Genomic DNA, 20,921 nt, shown 5'->3' with positions numbered 1-20,921 from the left:
GAGACACCTTGAGGCATGTGTCGTCGACGATTCGTGCGACAAGGTCACGGTAGACAATCTCCGCCGCATCGAATGCTAGCCTACCCATCGACTACATCAGGCAAAGTATCTTCGACGACGCTCAAATTTCGATCGAAAGCCTCGGTGTCGGATGCGTGGGCTCGGAGAGAGCGCACCTTGTTGAGCATCGCCGCAACGGCTGCTTCTTTGTCGGGCGCTATGCTTGTTGTCACAGCTTTGGCCGCCAACGCGGAAAAATCTATGGCGGCATAAGCTGGCACACCTGCAGCGTCGGTTGCTTTCGGCCGTTCTTTTACGATTGTGCGCCGGCCCCGCGGCGGAGCCGTACGGCCGGCTTTTGCGGCGAATGTCGCGCCGCGCCGCAGGCGCGTCTGCAAGAGGCCTGAGCGGTACGCAGGTGCTGTCGGCACAATCGTCGGGAGCGCAGGAGATCGAACCGCCGCAGAAGAGTCCAACGCAGGGCTATTCGCGCACGAAGCGTCGATAGAGGCGGGCAGGGGCATGAACGCGCGTTTAGCGAGCTGTCCGTCCGCGAAATAGAAATTGCGCGTGCCGAGGATCGGCAACTCGCCACGCGGCAATATGATGACCTTGTTCTTGTCGAGCGTACGGATTTCGTCCGGCCGCATCAGGGGCCGCCGCACTTCCTTGCGGTGCTCCGAGCGCGTGTAATAAGTGTCGAACAACGTTGCCTTGGTGCGCGTCACGTCCTTTTGCACGTCCGACGTTTCGCCGAGCTGCTCGGAAACGTAGCGCAGATCGTCCGCGTCCTGCGCACCGAAAAAGATCTGCACGCGAGCGGCGTTGATGAGCGTTTTGCGCCCTTCCTGGCGATAGATCTCGTCTACAGCCTTCAGCGACTGCACGAAAAACCACATCGAAACACCGTTGCCGCCGAGCACGCTCGCCATTTCGGTCACGTTCTCGAGCTTGCCGAGGTTCTGGAACTCGTCGAGCAGCACAAGCACCGGACGCTCGTCCGCACGCGGCATGGTTTCCGACATGAAGTTCATCATCTGCGTAATCAGGACGTTGAACAACGGTCCAAGCGACGTAATCTGCTCGCGCCGCACGTCGAGATAAAGCGAAATCCGGTCGCGCTTCAGCTTGCGAATATCGAACGTGCTGCGCGACGTAGCTCGGATCAGGCGCTGGTTGAGAAAGGGGGCCATGCCGGTGCGTACGCCGGCGTAGATCCCGGAAAACTGCCGCTCAGACATCTCGAAATATGGCAGCAGGGTTTGCAGGGTGAAGTGCGAGCATTCGCGGCGGCGCTCCTCGCGCAGCGAGCCGATGAATTCGAGGAGCGGCTGCTCGGCACCGTTCATGATCTCGAGGATTGTGGCGAAGGTCTTCTTCTCGTTTGGGATCTCAGGCGATTCCATGACGAAGGACGCAATGCCGGTAAAAAGGAGGCGAGCGTCGTTGACCCAATATGGATCTGCGTTCGAAGGGGGGCGCGGAAACAGCGCCGCAGCGATGTTGCGAAGGTCGATGTCGCGCTGAGCTGAGTCCAGCGAGATGAAGTCCATCGGATTGTAGCATGCTGTATTGCCGTCCGGATCAGCCGGCGCGAAACGCACGACGCGGCTCATGGTTGAACGGTAACCGGCGGTCGCCGCATAGGTCTCGCCCCGCAGGTCGAGAACCACGAGCGAATGCGACCAGGTCAAGGCGTTCGGGATGATGAGAGACGTGCCTTTACCGGAGCGCGGCGGTCCTATGACGAAGCCGCCGACATCATCGCCATCAATCCACAATTTCTTGCCGCCGATCAGCTTGCGCTGCGTCAAGCGGATCTTGCCGGTGCGCTGATCGCGGCCGGGCGACAGAATTTCGGCAAGCCTGCCGCCAGCTCGACCGACGAAGACGCCGCCCACTTTCGTCAGGCCGGTTTTCGATACGTCGCTCATGGTCATGAATCGAGAGTCATTGCGCTTGCTGGGGCGCATGAGAAACAGGCTGACCAGGGGCGCAAGAAACCCTAATGCTCCCGCTGGAACGGCGTATTGTACCCGGCCAAGATCCCTCGCCATCGTGTCCGCCCAGGCCTGACGAACGACCGGCAACACATTGGCGTTCAGCTGGTCGAACAGGACGTGGGAGCCAGTCCGGTACCAATCAGTCGCGGCATAGCCGACCGTGAAGAGTAGGACGCCCAAGGCCATCGCCATGACGACCATGAAAATTGCTGTTGCGATTTTCTGCATGAATGGACCCGTTAGATTGTCTCCGCCTTGGTAAACTTGATCTCGCTGATGCCGCGCCGTCCGCCTTCGGTGCGGACCATCTGCACGACCACCGGAATCACCTCGCGCAGATAGTCGAGGATTTCGCCTCGTGAGAGGCCCGAACTGCCCTGCATGACCATCAGCGCCAGCCGCTCGTAGGCGGACCGGCCGGAATTGGCATGGACAGTCGTGAGCGAACCCGGGTGGCCGGTGTTGATCGCCTGGAGGAAGGCGAAGGTTTCAGCGCCGCGCAACTCACCCAGTAGCAGACGGTCGGGTCGCATGCGAAGCGAGGCCTCGAGCAGCTGTTGGGCGGAGACCTTGGCGAGGCCCTGGTCGCCCTTCGAAACTATCAGGGCGACGTTGTTGGGAGCCGGCAGCTTCAGCTCGCGGGTGTCTTCGATCGTGATGATCCGTTCATGGCCCGGGATCTCCTTCAAGAGCGCATTCAAAAACGTCGTCTTGCCAGTCGACGTACCGCCTGAAACGACGATGGAGACACGGTTGCGCACCGCGTATTGCAGGAAGTCCATCGGCGACGTGTCATGCAGCATTTCGACAAGTCGCTTTTCCTCGGTTGAAAGCGCCAGGCCGCTGCCCATAGTGGTGTTCTCGAAGGCGCCAAGATCCTCGTAGGCATCAAGGCTCATATCCATGATGACCTGCTTGCGGATCGAGATCGCTCCGCCCTCGGGGGCCGCGGGCGGCAAGATGCATTGGATGCGCTCACCCGAGGGCAGAGCTGCCGACAGGACCGGCTTTTCTTCGTTGATGACCTGATTTGTCGCCGAAGCGACGCCCGTTGAGATATGCCTAATCCAGCCGGGTGTGACCTCGCGCTTGACGACGTGCTCCATTTCCTTCGCGCCGAGGCGTTCGACGAACAATTCGCCGGGCCTGTTGATTGAAATCTCGGACACCGCGTCTTCGTTCAAATAGGACCATATCGGCTCCAGATGAGCGCGCAGGACCGGGGCTCTCGTCCAAGGGTCGGGGAGGGGATGGACGGCATTCATTTCACCGGGCTCCCATAGCCGGGATAGAAATGATCCTTCGGCGTGCCGTAGAGAGGCGTCGGATCGATCGCCGTCTTCGGCCGCCCGCCTGCCTTCAGGCGCGCCACTTCTTCCTGGACGGGATCCGCGTACAAGTCCGAGAAATCGAGATCTCGCCGCACCAGCACGACAATCGATGTGCCCTGGTCGACGTAGACTGTCGGGCCAATGTTCTGCGTGTCGCGAAACGCCTCTTGCGCGAGTTGCTGCAGGGCGGTCGATGATTTGTCGAAGGCGATGCCGCGGGCGTCGCGCTGCGAGCCATTGCCGCCATAAGTTACGGTCGTGGTCTCGCCGGTCACGGGATCGACCGTCGACACCTGGCGCTGTTGTCCATTCTGGCTGCTATCGGAAAGCGAGGACAGATATTCAGAGACACCGCCAACGACGGACAGCATGATGGCGTTGCCGTAACGTTCAACCCAATGCCTAGCGACCCGGCCGCCCATGCCACCGCGGCCGAGCGCGTCTGCGCCAGGCGACTTGATATCGACGGAAATGCCGTCCGAGCGGATGACCCTGCCCCAGACGATGAAAACACGCTTTTGACCGCGCGCAAGCCCCGAGCGGTATTCCCCGGTGAGGCGCGAGCCCTTCGGAATGAGGATCCGCCTGCCGTCGAGCGAGAAGACATCCTCACGCACGACTGCGCGCACGGCGCCGGGAAGGTCGGTGTTAACAGCGGTTTCCAAATAGCCGCGAATGATCGTTCCTTCGGGGATCAACGCGTCGGTACGCCGGAAGGCCCTGGCTTTGACGATGCCGGAAGAACTTGCCTCCGACTGCGCCAGGAATGCCTTGTCGGGATCACTGTCGGCGCCGGGGACCGGGACGATCTGACCGTCGGCCGCGATTTCGACCTGTGCCGCCTGGGCGCCGGCATCCGTCGAGCCGGTTTGATCATTCGTCACCATCTGCTTCGACCGCAGGCGTTCCCACACCGCTTTTTCATGCTCGGCGGCCTCTGCCTTACGGCGAGCCTCGTCCTCAGCCGCGGCCTTGCGGCGGGCTTCTTCCGCCTCGGCCTTGCGGCGAGCTTCCTCGGCCGCCATTTGCGCCTCCAGCGCCCGCCGCTGCGCATCGAGATCCGCGCCCTCCTGCACCGTCTGATCGACATTATCGGCTTGTTGCGTGCCGTTCTGGTCGGCGGCCGGTGGCGGCACCACGATCTGGTCGATCGTGCCGTCGGCAGGTTGCGGCGGTTCGTTCAACGCCGGCGGGCGAAACTCAGGCGGGTTGAAGTTTTCCTCGCCATCGCTGCGAAGATCGCGCGATACCGGCTCTCGAGGCCAGTTCAGCCATATCAGCGCGCCTACCAGCACCACGCCGAGGCTGACCAGGGCGATCCTGGCACCGACGCCCGCACCACGGCGAGCGACCGTCGGGCTACCATCCAGTTGGTTATAATCGATCTGGGACATCAGCGCCCTCCGCTGGATCCGAACAGGGTGGAACCGCGTGTCAGTTTCGTTGGACCGTAGACTTGCTCGACCGGATCGATGGCGTTGGGTCGCGACCAGTTGTAGAGGCAGAGCGTCTTGCCATCGGCTCGCAAGGTGAATTGCCGCGCGACCTTGTCGATGACTGTGTATTTGCCCTGCGTGCGAACGTTGACCAGCGCCTCATGGCGCTTGTCGTCGACAACGAAAATAGCCGGAATGTCGCCCTTGAACTCCAAAAACACCTTGGTGCCGTCGTCGAATACGGTGCGCGGCTTCAGGCTGTCGTCGCCCTTGTAGGCATAGTCGTAGTTGAGATCGGCATAATTCAGATCCTTCAAATCCGGATCGGCGGCGCTCTCTTTGGCCTGTGAGAGCAGGCGCGCGTTGATATCCTCGTCCGGGTATTTGAACCGGACCTGGAACGATGCCCGGTCGCGGCTATTGTCGGTTGCCTGCAGCAGCAAGGAATAGACGCGCCGGTTGGTGACCACGTTGACATTGGTCCACGCATCGCGCTCCAGCGGCTTGACGAACAGAAATCGCGATCCGCGTTTGGGGATGATCGACCAGCCTTTCGTGTCGCCAGCCGACACGGTCTCGATGACTTCGGTCGGGCTGAGCTCGACCATCGTCGAAATGCCAAGAGCGGCGCGCACCGACGTCACGTCGTCATTGTTGAAGGTGACATATCGGATGCGGCCGTCGCGGGCCGCCGCGCCGTGGATCGTGCCGAGCAGAAGGGCGGCCGACAGAGTGAGGCTCACGCGCCATCTCATTGCAGGCTTCCTGCAGCCGGCGCCGATTCCTGGTCGCGGCGGTAGTCCGTAACCTGAAATCCCAACGGGTTGTCGAAACGCCATTCGTTCTTGAGCGGCGTTGAAGTGTAGCGGAATTTTATGACCGCCACCCAATTGTCGGCGGTGGACGAATTGTCCCGCCGCGTCGTCGTGGCAAAGCGTACAGAGGCTGTGTTGCGATTGAGCAGGGAAACCGACTTGATCTCGACCGAGATGGTGACATTGCGGCCAAAAATCTTGTCCAGGGATTGCGGATTTGCAGGCGTGTACAGCCATGTCAAATCCTTGGACGCGGCTTCGGTGGAGTAGAGTTGCGCCAGGTCGTAATTCTGTTTCAGTTCACGGGAATCGTAGGTTTCGCGGGCCCTGATGTAGCGCACCAGATTGGCCGCCGTGACGGCCTCGTTCTGGGACAAATCTCCAGGCTTCAGCGCGCGCATGATCTCGAGGTAGCCGGTCGATTTGTCGACCTCGACAACATACGGTTCAAACTGCCGGAGCGGCAGGATCAGCACGAGCGCCAGCAGCGACAGCACCGCAACCAGTCCGGAAACGCCACTGACGATCCATGCCAATGTACGCGATCGACGCATTGACCTGTGCGTGTCGTCTTCCCAGGTCGCGCCCGCCCTGTAATAGTGCTTGTCGACGAGTTCGCTGCTGCTGTCAGCAACCGTTTCCACTGGATTTGACACTCTCTTTTGCCTCGTTTGCGCGACGCATCCTGATCCACGCCGCGATCGGTGATCGTTCTTGTGTCCTAGGCCAGAGGCCTGGAGTTATCGCGCGCACCTTGCTGGATGGCGGACCGGGTTGCGGCATCCGCCCTGGCTGCTCGCGAAGATCGAAAACTGTTTGCCGCGAGCTGCCGGGCGCCTCGAGCGGCGCGGCCGGCGGCCCATCGTGCGCCGGAGTAGCGCACGGCGTTGCTGCCGAAGTTTCTATACGGATTGTATGCTCCCACAGTGCTGAGATACCCGCCGCCATTCAGGATCGAAGCAATCGAGGGTATCTGCATGAGAACGTAGATCCCAATAATCGTCACCAGCACAAGCGGCAGCACCAGTGACATTTTGCTGTCCATGGTCGCTCCGCCGGACGTGGCGGTGTTCAGCGCCGCGTTGACGAGCGAGAAGTAGAAACCCAGAAAGCCGTAGATCAGGATCTGCTGGATCATCAGAAAGGTGGTCAGCGAAAGGAAGCCTTCGCTCATGCGCGAGGACCATCGGTAAAGCCAAAGAATGATCCATATCGGCGCCAAGGCCAGTGTGATGAACAACATCACTTTGGCGGCGATGATCGCCGCAATGGCGAGCGCTGCGAAGATGATGGCCGACAGCAGAACGAGCAGAGACAAGAGCGCGCCAAAAATGTCATAGAAGGATCCGCTGTAGACCTGATTGGCGACGTCCTGGGCCCCTTGGTAGAGGTTGTCGATCAGCGCTGGAATTGCCGCCTGGTCGCTAAGCTGATTGCCGGTGGCCCGCGACACGGCGCCGACGATCACTTTACCGACCTCGTCGGGAATGCTTTGCACGAGCTGATAGATCGTCGCGGAAAATGTGCCCCATCCGGTCAGCAGCAGATAGATGATGACGGCGCGGCCAAGGCGATAGGCCGCTTCGATTGGCGAAATCGACTCTCGCCCGCTCAGGATGGAATAGCCCCACCACACGATATAGAGGGTCAGCATCAGGGTGAAGACGTTGCCCATCGCATTGCCCAACTGCATATAGACGGTGCGAACGAAGTCCTCGCCGATGTTGTCAATGCCACTGAGAATGCTTTCGGCAAGACCGTTCATGGATCCTGGTCAACGATGCTGGCAAACGCCGTTGAATTGACCGGCTTCAGCGCGCCACATTCGTCGGCGTGGGCATACGCCAAAGGCCCGCACGGCGCTTTCAGTTCGCGATTTGCGCATCCGAAAAGCCCCGCGCCGAGCCCAATTACAAGGCATATGCGCACCACCCGCCTCGACAAGTGCTAACCTCCGCTCTTGCCAAAGTCCGCGAACGGATTGACGTTGCGCGGCGTCATCATCTTCTGCACCTGGCTCTGGCGAAGAAGATCTCCCTTCAGCTTCTCATTCAAGGCGGCGACCGCACCGTTCTGGACGCCGATCAGTTCGTTGACCGCGCGCGCGTTTTCCAGCTGCATTCGTGTGTTCTGGTCCACCGAACCCTTGACGTCCTGCGACTGCCCGATCTGCCCGCTCGCGGACTGCAATGACTGTTGGCGCTGGGTCACGCCCTGCGAGGCCTGCGAGGTCAACGCGCTTAGCAGCGAGGCCACGTTGACGCTCCCGCCATAGGCGGTGTTGACGGCGCTCGTCTCTTTGCGGGCAATCTGCTGGAGCTGCTTGACCAGCTGGAGCCCGTTGATGACGGCGCCGGCGATTTTCTGGATTTCGGGTGACAGGCCCCCAAACGAAAGCGCACCGCCGTTCAGGATCGATCCGAACGACGGAGCCTGGGCAATCGACATGTTGCCGCCGAGGCCCATTTGTCCGATTCCAAGCGAACCGTCACGACTGCCGCTGAGAGCCTGCAGGATCTCCTCGCTCTTTTTCAAAATATCCTTGTTGGAATCCATGATGGAGTTGGTGTTCTCCGCATTCTTGCGGGCGACATCGAGATTGGCGCCATCGATGACGGCAATCTGTGCGTGGGCCGTGCTTGCCCAAAGCGTCAGACTGGCGGCAATTGCGAATTTCTTCATGTCAGCCTCCTATTGCTGTAGTGAATCGATGACGCTGGCAGCACCAGCAGGATCACTGGTGATGATCATTGAGCGGCTATCGGCCGAGCTTGCCCCGGCGTTCTCAAGTGCACATGGTAACCACCGGCCGCGATCGATCTTCAACCGTTCCAGTTCGGCGGGATCACAAGAGAACGGGTTTGGAGAGCCACTCTTCGGCTGTTGCACCAGTTTGGCCGACTGCGATGCCTGAACGTTCTGCAACGACAGAAGTTGGGCCAGCAACGATGTGAAGTCCCCCGCCTGGGCGAGGTACTGGTTGGTGACATCGGCGTTGATCCCCCGAGCCGACGAGTTCAGCTCCCAAGCGTCCTTGTATTCGGTCACCTGGCCAACATTGCCCGCCAGCGCGTCGATCGCCGCATTGTTGGCGCCTATCTGCGATGAGCTTGCATCAAGGCCGCCAGCCGCCTTCCTCACTGTGCCCATGGCCGCGTCCTGAGCCGTGCCGCCTGCGCCTTCGGCCGTTACGATCGAGAACGGTGGCGGCGCGGCGGCCGGAGCCTTGCCGCTCAACACATAGTCGTTGAAGTAGCTGTTCCAACGGCCGACACCGCCGGCCCATTGGTTCTGCTCCCCTGCGTTCGATCCGTTGTAGAAGGAGGCGAGACAGCTGTAATTCGTCGCCCCGCATTGCTTCACGCCCATTCCGAGATATTTGACACCGCCTTCGACATTCTGCTCGTTCACGTCGCGGTCCAGTCCCATGGACTTGCCGGTGCCCTTGGTCAGCTGCATGACGCCTTTGACGCCGGTGTGGCTCCCGGCGCATGTGTCGAAGCGCGATTCCTGATAGGCAACGGAAAGCGCCAGGCCTTCGGGCACGCCGTACTTTTGCGCATAGTAGCGGATCAGCTTTACGTTGCCGGCGTCGCGCTGCAACGCGTCGGCCGGCGACCGGCGAAACATCTGTGAGCGGTATTTGTTGGAATAGGTGCAGACGACGCTTTTCTTCTTCTCGGTTTCGTCCTTCTTGGCCTCATCCGACTTCGTGCTGTGCTCCTCGTCCTCTTGCCGCTTGTCGAGGTTCGGCCCGTCGATTACCGCGATCTGAGCGATAGCCACGCTCATGCTTTCCGCCGTCGCGAGAGCCACGGCCAGACAAGCGCTGCTAAGCCGCTTCGTCATGCTCGTTCTCCCATCCGCAGAAGTATGGCAGCCACGCCTCCGGCTCGTCGCCGAAGGTCTCCCGGAGCCGTGCGCATTCCTTGCTGTTGGCTTCGTTCGAGGACAAGACCTTGATAAGATCGGGCATCGCCGACAAATCAAGCTTGGCTACGATCGAGTCGCTGTCGTGCTTGACGAGAAAGGTGCGTGTTTCCTTCGCGGTTCGGCGCACGAACTCGAATTCCTTCGCCGTCAGCGAGAAGCGTTCCATGTAGGACTCCTTGCTCGCCTTCGGGTTGGGGAAGAAAATGTTGGTCTTCGTTTGCTCGATCAGCGACGACGAGATGGAGGAATTGACGACGTCTTCCGCCGTCTGCGTGCCAAAGCCGACAACGCCGTTCCGGCGACGAATGGTCTTCAGCGTCTCGTTGATGAAGGCGGCGAAAACCTCGTCGTCCAACAGCTTCCAGCCTTCATCGAGGAAGAGCATGATCGGCGAGCCGTCGATGACGTCCTCAAGACGATGGAAGATGTAGAGCAACGCGGCCGAGCGCAGCTTTCGGTCACCCAGGATCCTGGTCATGTCGAACCCGACAACCGGCTTCGAAAAATCGACCAGATCGATCGGATTGTTGAAAAGCCAGCCCTTGTCCCTTGGGTCAAGCCAAGGCTGTATCCGCGCGGCCAGATCATTCATGCCAGGCATGAGCGAGCCCCGCAGCACTTCCGGCAGCAGGTCGAAGGTCCGCTGTTTGCGCGGGATCTTGTAGATCATGTCGACGGCGGCGTTGATGACGCGCATCTCCGCCACGTCCAGCGCACCGCCTTCCGGCGTTAGAATGTAGATGAGCAGATCTTCCAGAAAAGAACGGTTTTCTGCCGTGTCCTCGAGCTGCAGTGGCGCGAATCCGGTCGGCTGAGAAGGTTCCATCACCTCGTAGCGACCGCCGAGCGCCCGAACGAAAATTTCAGCGCCGCGCATATAGTCGAAATAAACACATCGGGGCCGCGGCATGATGCGCATGGCCTGCGCCATCAGGAACGACAGCACCACGGTCTTGCCCGAGCCCGTCGGGCCGAACACCGTGAAGTGCCCGACATCGTGAACGTGGAAATTGAAGTAGTAGGCCGTCTTGCTGGTCGTTTCGAGCAAAGCGATGGGCCGTTTCCAATGCAGCCGCTCACGTTGGCCCGACGGGAAATTGTGTGCTGAAAAAAGGCCGGCGAAATTGAGGGACGAGATCAACGCACGTCGCGCGATGTAGCTGAAATTTCCCGGCAATTGCGCCCAAAAGGCCAGTTCCGTGTTCAATGTCTCGCGAACCGGCACGATCGACATGCGCGAAAGCTCGGCCGTAATGTCGGATAGCGCACGGTTGAGCCCTGTCATGTCCGGTGCCAACGCCATGACGCTCATGTGATGTTGTCCGAAGACGACTTCGCCGCCGGCCAGCTTGTCGGCGCCGTCGTGGACGGACTCCTCGACCGTCGTGCCCGCCTCGTCTGAACCCTCAACCTGGTTCGCGATCGTGTTGATCCTGCGCATCGCCGTTACACGATCTTCGATCGCAAAACTCTGCGTCAGCACAAACTCATGTGGCAGGCGCAAGAGGCCGTCCAATGAGCCCGGAGCGGTGAACGGAGGGTATTCCTTGATCGACACCATGGCGCCGAGCTTACCTTCGTCCGGCCCGCGAAGTTCCAGCGCGGACTTGCCGAAAAACAGCTGTCGTGTCGCCAGCACATCGCCAAGGGACATGCGCGGCAAAGGCATTTCCACGTCGACGCCGCCGGCGAGGATCTTCGCCAAAAATTCCGCCGGCTCGGAAAAGAAGCTGTCGCGGCGGTTCACGACACCGAGAAGACGTCCCCCATAAGCGGTGAAGTCCTTGACGACCCCGTCGAGAACGTCATGCAGTTCGACTATTGCCTCTTCGCGGGTTTCTTCGCCTGCGGTACTGATGCGGAACGCATTGAGCGCCTTGTCCACCCAGCCGACACGGCCGACCATTGGGCGGCGTATGACCGTCAGATACGCCTCGTTGACGAAAAGATTTTTCGCCCCAAGCTCATCCATGTAGCGGGCGTCGAGCTCGGCCACGAAAGGATTGTCAAAGTCGCCTTCGATCTCCGGCGTCACATGGCGGCGGATGATCGTTGTGTAGACCGCAAAGCGAGAGGTCGAGAGATTGCGGAACGTCGTGTTGCGGTTGAACATGCGGCCGTTCAACTCGGCCTGGTCCATCGTCTGGAAGGGCAGGCCACTGAGCTGGATGACGCCGACCAGAAAGCCGCTCTTCGTCACGATCAGATTGTCATCGACATGGCGAAGGTAGGGGATGTGCATCGCCGCGGGCTTTTCGCGGCGGCGCTCACGGCCAAATTTCAGGTCGGCATCGAGGCTCATGGCGAATAGCTCCTCGCGCCCCAAAAAGTAAGGTTCGCCACCGCTCCGCGTTTGGAGACGCGCCGCTCGAAAATATGGAACATGTAGGGGTCGCGCTGGCACAGATATGCGCTGACCAGATGCACCACGCCGAACACGCCAAGGCCGAGCATGAAGCTGCTCGTGGCGATAAAGCCGATCACCGCCAGGATGCCGTTCAGAGCAAAAACCTCATAGCGCACCCCCCATTTCATTGGGGGACGTGTCAGTGGCAGGCTGACCGGCTCGACATAGACTTCCTCGTCATCCATGTCTCAGCTGCCTCCCGCGGTCGCACGAACCGCATCGACCAGCTGGGCAGCGCCGAAGATCAGAGCGATGCCAATGATGATGGAGAAAGCCATCATCCACGCGAGCCGGCCCGTCATGGCGAGGAAGCCGAGAAAACAGACCGCGATGATGGCGAATGAACGCGCTATGTTGCCCTGCAGAACTCCGACGAACCACTCCAGCACATTTTCGACTGGCGCCGCCGACTGGGCATACGCAGTGGCTGGCGCGAGAGCTATTCCGACCGCCGAGGCCAAGGCCAGTTTCAGGGCAAATCTGCCCGCTTTCCTGTATTCCACCCATGGCTCCTTTCAGTTGCCGAAATCCATGACATGACCATCCTGCCAAGCGTCCTCGCTTGCTGGCGAAGCGGCCGCGAGCGTCTCGGTTTTGGTCAGGGCGGACTTCTTCACCACGCCGCCGAACTTCCAGCGGTTCAGTATTTTCACGATGTATTCCGCCGTCTCCGGATTCACCGGAATGCCCTGCGCCTTGTAGACGCTGTTGGGCCCGGCGTTGTAAGCCGCCAGCATCAGCAGCGGATCCCGGAACTCGTCATAGAGTGACTTCAGATAGCGAAGGGCAGCCCGGACATTTGCCTGTGTATCGCAACGGTCGCTCACCCCAAGATCAGCCGCCGTGCCCGGCATCAATTGCATGATCCCCAGGGCCCCGGCCTTAGACGGACCCTGACTGGCGCCGAGATCGCTTTCGGCCCATGCAATCGCCTCGGCCAGATCGGTGTCGAACCCTTCCTCTTGCGCGATTGAATGCACAAGTCGGGAGACGTCAGCCCGATTTCCGGCTTTACACGCCCCCGGCCTATTCGCCTCGGCTGCGGTAACGGCTTCTGCCGGCGTTGCAAAGGCAACGGCTACGCGGTCTGATGCCATGTCCTGGCCGTGCGCTTGCAACGGCATCGTGGCGCCAAAGAGGGTGAGCAGAAGAGCGAATCGGGTGTTCATACTGTCGCCAAAATTTAACACTTTACTATGGCTACACGAAGCCCTAGTAAAGTGTCAACACTGTATGTAATCGCAAGGACGGATTTCGATGAAACAGACGGCCCTTTGCATGGTTTTGCTGCTTCAGGGCACCGCGGCTTATGCTGCCGGCGCCGACGCTCCGAGCGCCTTCGCGCAGCCGTCGGATCACTACCTGCTCCGGTTTGCGAAGCCGGGCGAGAAGGTGTTCGTCTATGAACGCTACGATGCAAAAGGCGCGCTCTTTCAGCGCGATGCGGCGGCCCTCATCTCGCCGGTTAAGGTGCCGTCCGCGACCGAGCGCGTCATCAACGGCGTGACGTATCGACTGCGCGGCCTTGCGGCCTGCCCCAAACCGAAGATTGCGTACAAGACGCAGCAATGGGACTGCACGAAGGCCGCGCAGGACTATGAAGAGGCAATCTACAACGATCGTGCATCTGTCGTGCTTTGCAAAACGCTTGTGCTGCAAAGCAAGAAGGGTGAACCCGACGCCGTGTCGTGTTTCTCTCTCGTGGGTGCGGGAAATGCAAACGACCCGTACAACGTCGCCTACGACGATGACGAAATGGTTTTTTTCGACATGGCGGCGATCGGGCGTAACAAGGACGGCAAGTCGCTGCGCCCCGATCTCGAGCATTCCGCCGACCTCGGTGGACAGTTCCAGGAATGAAGCAGGCGAGCTTCGCAGTGCTGGCCGCATTTGGTTTGTGCGCATCGGCACAGGCCCAGGATGCATCGGAGTCTGCCGTGCCAACGCCGTTCGCGGTATCGAAATCGGCTCAACTGCTGACTGGAGATACCTGGCGTGACGGAGATCACCTTTTCCGCCTCTATGGCGTCCAGTCATGTCTTCGAGGCACATCAGCCGAAGAGCCAAATGGGAACAAAATCGATTGCGGGAACACCTCGCTGGCGCACCTTGCTGCGCTGTTCGATAGCGCGGCGGTTACATGCCAGCCAATCGGCTACGCCCTGGACAAGGCGGTTTTTGTCGTGTGCGGTGCGCAGCTGAATGGCGACACAATCGACGTCGGCACGGCGCTCATAGCGATCGGATACGCGTTTGCCGCAACAACAGCAAACGGCAAAGCCGTCAATGAGAACTACCTGATCGCGGAAATCAACGCTAAGATGAAACGTGCGGGTTTGTGGGGCACAACGTTTGAGCATCCTGTGCAACTGCTGCTGAGCCAAGTATCGAAGAGACAACAATGAAGCATGACGATGAAGCGCACAGATATTACTATCCAGTGGAAGGTCGCACCGACGGCGCCATTGGCGATGCTATCGCTCTCATCGCGATCATCTTGGTGCCGGCAGGCCTCTATGCGGCCTGGAATACCGTGGCCTCATGGATTTCCGCGCTTTTCTCTTAGGACTGCAGTTTCGTGAAAGAATCGAGCAACGCGCGCAAATCGTCGACATCAATCTCGCACCAGCCATGGGCCGTCAGCCGTTGGAAGTAGGCAGCCTTCATTTTCATTTCTGCGATAGTGATTACCGGGGCAATCGCAGCACGCCTTCGCAGTGCGGCCTCCTCCGCCATGACCGCGTCCAGCCTCTGACCCACCAAGATCGCGTCCGTACCCTCGGCCTCCATCGCTCGCTTGCCGAGACGTTCAAGCTCTGCAATGCTCCGACGATGTTCCGCAATCAGTTTCGCGACGCCTTCAGCCGCTACCACCTGTCCGTTGCTACAGACCAATTGAATAGACATCGACCGGCTCCACGTAACTGACTTGGGGAGGCGAGAAAATAGGGATGGGTTCATCCCTCTGCTTCTCGGGCTCCCGAAGCCCTGGCTTCCCCTGCCTTTCGCTCATGCGAGCACACTCCGCCCTGCCATCAGACAAAACGTTTCAGATTCTATGCCGAAATTGCCTATCCCGAATTTGACCTTGGCGCCTTGACTGACCTCTCTCCCGGCCGGCTAAAATCGAGTTGACAAAACCGTTGATTGAGGACGAAGGCACGATAAAATACGAAGCCTAGCGAAATGGAACGAAACTAGAGCCCGTAAGTCATTGTTTTCGAACGGAAAGTTATTTCTCCCTCCGCCGAGAGACGGGAGTGATTTCAAAGAATTATTCAAACGACTGGCGGCGGCGGGTGCGGGTCGGCCGTTAGGCAAAGACGGGTTTCCTGCAGGCCCATGGACGCCCGAGCTTCTTGCAGAGGCGATTTCACAGATTGATTCCAATCAGGTTGGGGTCGATCTGCGAACGGTGCAGCTTTGGTTTCAGGAGAACGAGAAGGGGATTAGCACTACCAACATTCGTTGGCTGGCGAGGATTTTTGGATGCGATGATCCGATCGCAACTAGCGAATGGCAGATGGAGCTTAGTGCGGCGCAATCGCGCTTATCGGCCAAGAGACGAGAATGGAAGAGAGCCGGAAGCAGCGTTGCACAGGAGACTCCAGATACGGCACTGACTGGGACTTTCGATGACAAGACAGACTCGCCGGCAGAGCTGACACGGGATACTGACGCCAAGGGGCCCAGGCGGCGTTTTAGTTTGGCGAGGAAATCGGAGGCGTTTTTTAGTTACGGATCTCCCCTGAATTTACCGGCGTCAGTGTTTGCCGGCATGACCGCCCTCGGCTTTTTGTCGTACATCATTGGTATCCACAACGTCACCTACGAGCGAGCGGACGGGCTCGTTAAGCAGGTTGGATTTCTTTGGGCCGCAAATTGGACACTCGACTTTATGGTGTTCTTACCGCTGTTTTTCTTCTTCGTTATAGAGTTGCTGGTCTTCTGGAAAAGTGAGGGGCGCAGAAAGCTTGCAGTGCAGGGCGATCAGGTGGAAAGCGACGACGCCTGGTTGCACAACGTTGACGCTTCCTCGTACACCTATTGGTCGGTTTTTTTGATTTGCTTGCTGTTCGCGGGTCTTTTTCAATGGATCGGCGTGTCCCTGATCCCGTTGATGAAGGGCGGTGGCAACTATGCTGTGGATTGGGGAAAAATAGCTCTTGTGCGTCCTGAGGTCATATCTGTCCCAGAAACAATCGTTTTTACGGGGATCGCTTACCTATACATGTGCCTGGTGTTTTATCTTTTCTTCGCAGGTCTCATTTTGGTCTATACGGTTGTTCATGATCTTTGGAGAATTGGAGACAGATTGAAGAAGCTCTCGTATGTTGATCATCAGCAAGAGCTCAATGAAGCCGGCCTCACAGTGATGCGTGGGGTTTTTCGGTGTACTGTTTTGGGGGTTCTGGTCGCCATATGGATGAAGGTCCAAAGCTCTTATCTGGCGTCCAGTGGTGAGAATATTGTGGCGTGGTTGGTCGGCGATATGTCTTCGATGTTCCAAGGTCGCGATCATGTGAGCACCGGGTTCCGCTATCGTATGCCGACGCATTACAGCAGCCTTCTTATCGTTATTTCGACCTGTTTTGTATTTCTGTATGGCTCCATCCGATTAGGTGTCGGAGGTCGATTTGATGCGGCTTTGTGGAAGATGTCGGCGGTCGTGGCGTTACTTGTTGTCAGCTATTTGTTGATCGACGCGTTTGCCGGCTTTTCGACCCTGCTGGCCATTTCAGTGCTAGTCGCACTATACGGCCTGTTCGATCCAGGGTTGGGGCGATGGCGAGGGAGTAAGTTAGGAAACAATCAGAGTGTATCATAGTTGGCTTGATGGTTGGGACGAACGCCGGGCCCTTCGCGGTGAGGAAGGGAAGAAACCAACGGATTTCGTCCTTGACGCGGAACGCGCCTTTCCAGGTGCGAAGAAGATGACAAGTATCGAGGAATTCTGTGCCCTTGCGGACCAAGCCGTAATTGATCCAGCCTTTTTCGATGAGCCGAGTGTGAGTGATCAGGGTTTTGAAAGGCTAGATGGGTGGCTCAAATTTCCATCGGACATTTCTACTGATATCGAACAAAACAATGTCGTCTCAGCGAAAATCACAGAAAGCGGGGCGTTCGATCAGGCGATGGTGATTTTTCACCATTGGAATGCAAGCGCCCGGAATCGTCAGATTGCCAACTTTTTCTCGCAGCGTGGCATCACGGTTGTCGAGATTGCTATGCCTTATCACTTAGAACGCAGCCGTCCCGGCTCCGTGCACGCCGATTATATGCTTAGCCCTAATCTCGGTCGAACGATCCAATCTGTAAGGCAGGCAGTGTTGGATGGGCGAAAACTCATACGATGGTTGAAGAGCGAAGGCTATCGAGAGATTTCGGTTCTCGGTATGAGCTTAGGCTCGTGGGTTGCGGGGCTGGTCGCGGCGCACGACTCGGCTGTGTCAAAAGCCTCGCTGTTTCTGACGGCGGGGAGTCTAGCGGATATGGTTTGGACGGGTCGCGCGACACGACTGATACGTGATGGCATTGAGCCTGAGATTGAGCTGACCGATCTCAGAAGGGCCTGGGGTCCGCTTAACTTGGAGAATTACGCACTTTGTTTGGCACGGCCTGATCTCGATCTTCACGTTGTGTTGGCTAAGAGAGACAAAGTGGTGTTGCCAGAACTATCGGAGAGGTTCATGCGGAGGCTGAAGGATGCCGGTGCTAGGCCAAGTATTTTGGAGTTAAACTGTGGTCACTATTCGCTCGCCATGCCGCCTTACATTTTGTGGGCCGGTTTGAGCTTGAAGCGGTTTCTGTCGTGTGCTGACAAGTCGGCCCGGCGAGCATGAGTGTGGCGTTGGCCGGTCAGTTCACCAGAAAATTCTCTGTTAGGCGTGCCTGCGCGTCCGGCTGCAGCCAATAACACGTAGATCAGGTTGGTGGGACCTTATCCCAAAATAGGAACGTCCGTGGATCAAGCTTCAACGCCTTCGCGATCGCGGCAATCGTGTCCACGCTGATGTTGCCGCTCGCGCGCTCCAGTTTCATGAATGTCGCCTCCGCCACGCCGATCAGCTTCGCCATCTCATAGCGGAGCATATTGCGTCGTTGCCGCTCCATGTCGATGATGTGTGCAAGGCGCTTGCGGATAGCCGTTTCGTCCAGCTGATGCGCCCATTCGGGGAGTTTTTTCCCGCCGGAGAGCAGTTCTGCGACAGACACTTGCAGGCCGTTTGCCATGATCTGCAGCGTCGTCAATGTGACATTATTTTTCTGCCGAACGGTCTGGATGTAAGTTCTGTAAGCGAGCCCTTCGCCTTCAGGGGTGCGGAACAGCTCGGCCATGTGCATATGGGATAGGCCACGCTTGGCTCTCTCCCGCTCCAGCACGGTCGCAATGTTGACGCGCAAGGGGTTGTCGACCGCGCCCGCATCGTCTCGTTTCATAAATCGATGTAATCGCACAAACCTGCCTTCTTGATTTGTCCTTTTTCGCGCGAGCGATCCATAGTAAAGTGTCAAAATCGCAACGAGGAAAAGGCTATGACCATGCTGAAACATTTCTTGGTGAGTGCCGCCGCCGTCGCGGGCGCCGCGGCTCTCCCATCCCAATCACAGGCATCGGAATGGGGCTGTCAGGTGCTCCTCTGTCTGTCCGGTGATTGGCAGGGCACTCCTTCTTGCCACCCGCCAATCTACAAGTTGATTGCGGCGATGGAAGCCCCGGGTTTTAACTGGCCGACCTGTCCGCAAGCCAACTCCAGCGCCGCGAAATTTGAGAAGTATGAGGATTGTCCGCTTGGCTGGCAAGCAGTTGGTGCCAACTCCGACCGGCCCGGAATGGGGCAAGAACGGAACATCTGCCGCATCAGCTCCGACAGACTCACGTTACCCGTCGTTCTCATAGTGGACAGGAGAAGCGCCTTGAACACTACAAACCTCCACGCGAGCCGTGCATACTTGGAATAACTGAGAAATATTTACTTTTACTGATGAAAGTCGCATAATCTATCTTATGGAACTTCGATTTCGTTAAACTGAAGCACTACACAAATCTGAACGACCTGCCGTGATGTGGTGCGTGATGGCCCGCGGCCGGGCGCAATCCCGAAGCTGTACGCGAAAATCTCGTGGCGCCAACGATGCTGTCTATGGAATCGCGTCAAATCACCAGTACATACATCGGCTATTTGAGGTTCGCCTCAAGCTTTTCATCCCCAAAAGAATTGCCTCCCAGGTGCGGCTCGATAACCGAAGCTTGGCGATCCTATTCCACATCCGAGATACCTCCTCAGAACATGATCGATAATAGTGTTGCAGGCGCGCAACCGCAATTGCTTAACCGCGATCACCTCCGAGAGCGCTCCGAGGATTGCTCATCCCGACGACGTACGTGGCGAGGATCGACCCGCCTGCGCCAATTCGGACGAGCGTGTATCCGGCGCAATCCTGAACCGATCGTGAGCTGAAGCTGCTGGAGGGAGCCCTTCCAACTCGTCACTGACCCCAGACCGATCCTGGCAGCGCGTTGAGCGGGATTTTCAGATAATGCAGGCCATTTTCCTCGACCTGAGGCAGCTCTCCTCCGCGAATATTGACCTGGAGGGCATGCAACATGAGCCTTGGCATCGGCAATGCCCTGTCTCGCGCCTCTCGAAGCCTGATGAACGCACTCCGAGATTGTTACGGCCTTGCCGCCTATCTGGCCGAAGCGGGACATGACCCTATGCTTTGGTCGCCTTCCGGAGAACGCACCAAGGCGCTGGCCGCCGGTGGATTGCTGAAGGCTACCGGAGCTATCAAGGCAACGACTAAGGTGCGCATCGCCAAGGATTGCGAAGACGCCATTGCCGAGCCGACGTCGTCATAATCGCGTTGCCGGCTTGCGGGCACAAGATGGTGATGGACGCTGCCACTCCTTATCTAAGGGACGGAACGCCGGTTATCATCAGCTCGCACAGTTCCTTTGGGGCACTGTATCTCTCCAAGCGGCTTGCGGAGCAGAAGGTTAGCCTGCCGATCGTCGTCTGGGGTACCACGCTCGTGACCGGGCAACAGCGCGGGCCAGCCGAAATCGATGTTGCAACCGTTCGCCAGAAACTGGATGTCGCGACGCTGCCTTTCAGTGCTCAGGAGCAAGGGTTCGAGCTTTGCACGAGCTTGTTCGGCGATCGTTTCGTCAAGCGTGACGGTTTGCTTGCTATCGCGCTCAGCAACCTCAATCCGCAGAACCATCTCGGGATCGCTCTTCTTAATCTCACACGCATGGAGAAGGGAGAACAGTGGAGCCAGGCCGGAAACGTCACCCCGGCTGTCGGCCGCTTTATCGAGGCTCTGGACGCGGAACGATTGGCGATCGCCGCCCGTTTTGGAATTGCCGTGCGCACAGTTGAAGAGCATTTTTCATCTCGTTTCACGTCCCCATGGCCACCGTTTCGGAAATGAATCAGGAGATGGATCGCCAAGGCCGCGGCGGCTTCGGCCCGTCAACCATCGAAAGCCGCTATATTCTCGAGGACGTTCCGTTCGGGCTGCTGCCGACCGTTTTGTTGGGGAAGATCAGCGGAAATTCAGCGATTCTCCATGAATCTGGAATTGCCATATTCTCGGCGGCTTACGGTCGCGATCTTAAGGGAGATAATGATATTCTTCCCGCGCTGGGCTTCGAGGGAATGGCAAAAGCGGACCTCGAAAATCTTTGCCGTAAGGGATTTTAACAAGTTTCCACAGTGGACTGGGACATAGGCCAAGTGCCCGAAAAACCATCGGGGCTGCTTGCCGGCGAGCACGACATGCAGGTTCCTCGGCGAGCACCGGGAGATGTCTCTAGGAACTCAGCACGAGATCAAATGGTCCTGCCCGGTGGTGTGAGTGGGTCTGTAGCAGGGTCCGTCATCGAAACCCAGTGAGGCATGGTTCCATCAGTTGCCAGATGCCTGAACATTGCATCAACTGCGCAGGCGCTTCGCGCCTCCATCAAGCCACCAGATCAATACCGGCCA

Annotated in this window: 20 protein-coding genes and 2 pseudogenes; 7 read left to right on the top strand and 15 right to left on the bottom strand. The window is 58.4% G+C overall.

The genetic code is table 11. The features are described from left to right. Positions 1 to 80 precede the first annotated feature (80 nt). The 12 genes from NKI47_RS27750 to NKI47_RS27695 all read right to left on the bottom strand — a co-directional run bounded on the left by NKI47_RS27750 (position 81) and on the right by NKI47_RS27695 (position 13,094). Positions 81 to 2,231 carry a type IV secretory system conjugative DNA transfer family protein gene (locus NKI47_RS27750; protein WP_352594322.1) on the bottom strand — a complete coding sequence of 717 codons (2,151 nt, stop codon included), beginning with the start codon at positions 2,229 to 2,231 and terminating at the stop codon, positions 81 to 83. Positions 2,232 to 2,242: 11 nt separating this feature from the next. Beyond that, positions 2,243 to 3,268 (bottom strand): P-type DNA transfer ATPase VirB11, encoded by a 1,026-nt coding sequence (gene virB11, locus NKI47_RS27745; RefSeq protein WP_352594321.1) that lies wholly within the window; start codon positions 3,266 to 3,268, stop codon positions 2,243 to 2,245. Continuing rightward, positions 3,265 to 4,728, bottom strand: a complete 1,464-nt coding sequence (virB10, locus tag NKI47_RS27740) for a type IV secretion system protein VirB10 (RefSeq protein ID WP_352594320.1) — start codon at positions 4,726 to 4,728, stop codon at positions 3,265 to 3,267. Before virB10 ends, virB11 begins: the two co-directional genes overlap by 4 nt. Continuing rightward, the gene (locus NKI47_RS27735) at positions 4,728 to 5,525 is read right to left on the bottom strand and encodes a TrbG/VirB9 family P-type conjugative transfer protein (RefSeq protein WP_352594319.1); all 798 of its coding nucleotides are present in this window, start codon (positions 5,523 to 5,525) and stop codon (positions 4,728 to 4,730) included. Before NKI47_RS27735 ends, virB10 begins: the two co-directional genes overlap by 1 nt. After that, complete coding sequence (locus tag NKI47_RS27730; protein WP_352594318.1) at positions 5,522 to 6,241, bottom strand: VirB8 family type IV secretion system protein; 720 nt, start codon at positions 6,239 to 6,241, stop codon at positions 5,522 to 5,524. The genes NKI47_RS27735 and NKI47_RS27730 overlap by 4 nt, the downstream gene beginning before the upstream one ends. Positions 6,242 to 6,306: 65 nt before the next feature. After that, positions 6,307 to 7,350, bottom strand: coding sequence for a TrbL/VirB6 family protein (locus tag NKI47_RS27725; protein WP_352594317.1), 1,044 nt, complete (start codon positions 7,348 to 7,350; stop codon positions 6,307 to 6,309). 182 nt (positions 7,351 to 7,532) lie between these two features. Next, on the bottom strand, positions 7,533 to 8,267 hold the full coding sequence (locus NKI47_RS27720; RefSeq protein ID WP_352594316.1) for a type IV secretion system protein: 735 nt from the start codon (positions 8,265 to 8,267) through the stop codon (positions 7,533 to 7,535). A 9-nt stretch (positions 8,268 to 8,276) separates the two neighbouring features. After that, positions 8,277 to 9,434 carry a transglycosylase SLT domain-containing protein gene (locus tag NKI47_RS27715; protein ID WP_352594315.1) on the bottom strand — a complete coding sequence of 386 codons (1,158 nt, stop codon included), beginning with the start codon at positions 9,432 to 9,434 and terminating at the stop codon, positions 8,277 to 8,279. Continuing rightward, positions 9,418 to 11,820: a VirB4 family type IV secretion/conjugal transfer ATPase gene (locus tag NKI47_RS27710; protein WP_352594314.1), complete on the bottom strand. Its 2,403-nt coding sequence runs from the start codon at positions 11,818 to 11,820 to the stop codon at positions 9,418 to 9,420. Before NKI47_RS27710 ends, NKI47_RS27715 begins: the two co-directional genes overlap by 17 nt. Further along, positions 11,817 to 12,110, bottom strand: coding sequence for a VirB3 family type IV secretion system protein (locus tag NKI47_RS27705; protein ID WP_023720449.1), 294 nt, complete (start codon positions 12,108 to 12,110; stop codon positions 11,817 to 11,819). Before NKI47_RS27705 ends, NKI47_RS27710 begins: the two co-directional genes overlap by 4 nt. Before the next feature lie 3 nt (positions 12,111 to 12,113). Beyond that, a complete protein-coding gene (locus NKI47_RS27700; RefSeq protein ID WP_023749602.1) occupies positions 12,114 to 12,428 on the bottom strand; it encodes a TrbC/VirB2 family type IV secretion system protein in 315 nt (104 codons plus the stop codon). A gap of 12 nt (positions 12,429 to 12,440) precedes the next feature. After that, a complete protein-coding gene (locus tag NKI47_RS27695; protein WP_352594313.1) occupies positions 12,441 to 13,094 on the bottom strand; it encodes a lytic transglycosylase domain-containing protein in 654 nt (217 codons plus the stop codon). Positions 13,095 to 13,182: 88 nt separating this feature from the next. On the opposite strand from NKI47_RS27695, the gene NKI47_RS27690 reads away from it, so the two are divergent. From NKI47_RS27690 to NKI47_RS27680, 3 genes are read left to right on the top strand one after another with little or no spacing between them, the layout of a single operon-like run. Then, complete coding sequence (locus tag NKI47_RS27690; protein WP_352594312.1) at positions 13,183 to 13,785, top strand: hypothetical protein; 603 nt, start codon at positions 13,183 to 13,185, stop codon at positions 13,783 to 13,785. Beyond that, positions 13,782 to 14,330 carry a thermonuclease family protein gene (locus NKI47_RS27685; RefSeq protein WP_352594311.1) on the top strand — a complete coding sequence of 183 codons (549 nt, stop codon included), beginning with the start codon at positions 13,782 to 13,784 and terminating at the stop codon, positions 14,328 to 14,330. The genes NKI47_RS27690 and NKI47_RS27685 overlap by 4 nt, the downstream gene beginning before the upstream one ends. Then, the gene (locus NKI47_RS27680; protein ID WP_224615604.1) at positions 14,327 to 14,491 is read left to right on the top strand and encodes a hypothetical protein; all 165 of its coding nucleotides are present in this window, start codon (positions 14,327 to 14,329) and stop codon (positions 14,489 to 14,491) included. The genes NKI47_RS27685 and NKI47_RS27680 overlap by 4 nt, the downstream gene beginning before the upstream one ends. Here NKI47_RS27680 and NKI47_RS27675 read toward each other — a convergent pair. Beyond that, a complete protein-coding gene (locus NKI47_RS27675; RefSeq protein ID WP_352594310.1) occupies positions 14,488 to 14,832 on the bottom strand; it encodes a hypothetical protein in 345 nt (114 codons plus the stop codon). The two genes, NKI47_RS27680 and NKI47_RS27675, sit on opposite strands and share 4 nt — an antisense overlap. A gap of 307 nt (positions 14,833 to 15,139) precedes the next feature. On the opposite strand from NKI47_RS27675, the gene NKI47_RS27670 reads away from it, so the two are divergent. Both NKI47_RS27670 and NKI47_RS27665 read left to right on the top strand, forming a co-directional pair. Beyond that, a complete protein-coding gene (locus tag NKI47_RS27670) occupies positions 15,140 to 16,753 on the top strand; it encodes an RcgA family putative transporter (RefSeq protein WP_352594309.1) in 1,614 nt (537 codons plus the stop codon). Then, entirely contained in the window at positions 16,743 to 17,768 is a 1,026-nt protein-coding gene (locus tag NKI47_RS27665; RefSeq protein ID WP_352594308.1) for an RcgR family putative quorum lactone hydrolase, read from the top strand. Before NKI47_RS27670 ends, NKI47_RS27665 begins: the two co-directional genes overlap by 11 nt. Before the next feature lie 82 nt (positions 17,769 to 17,850). On the opposite strand, the gene NKI47_RS27660 is transcribed toward NKI47_RS27665, so the two are convergent. Continuing rightward, complete coding sequence (locus NKI47_RS27660) at positions 17,851 to 18,366, bottom strand: helix-turn-helix domain-containing protein (protein WP_352594307.1); 516 nt, start codon at positions 18,364 to 18,366, stop codon at positions 17,851 to 17,853. Between the two features lie 96 nt (positions 18,367 to 18,462). Here NKI47_RS27660 and NKI47_RS27655 point away from each other — a divergent pair, with 96 nt between their 5' ends. Then, positions 18,463 to 18,888: a hypothetical protein gene (locus NKI47_RS27655; RefSeq protein ID WP_352594306.1), complete on the top strand. Its 426-nt coding sequence runs from the start codon at positions 18,463 to 18,465 to the stop codon at positions 18,886 to 18,888. 528 nt (positions 18,889 to 19,416) lie between these two features. Here NKI47_RS27655 and NKI47_RS27650 read toward each other — a convergent pair. Next, positions 19,417 to 19,587, bottom strand: a pseudogene (locus NKI47_RS27650) (MBL fold metallo-hydrolase); the annotation flags it as partial. Here NKI47_RS27650 and NKI47_RS27645 point away from each other — a divergent pair. Next, positions 19,583 to 20,636, top strand: a pseudogene (locus tag NKI47_RS27645) (NAD/NADP octopine/nopaline dehydrogenase family protein). The pseudogenes NKI47_RS27650 and NKI47_RS27645 overlap by 5 nt on opposite strands. Positions 20,637 to 20,921 lie beyond the last annotated feature (285 nt).

Source organism: Mesorhizobium sp. M0633 (assembly GCF_040320645.1).
In the GTDB taxonomy this organism is placed as follows: domain Bacteria; phylum Pseudomonadota; class Alphaproteobacteria; order Rhizobiales; family Rhizobiaceae; genus Mesorhizobium.
This window is presented reverse-complemented; position numbering and strand designations above follow the sequence as displayed.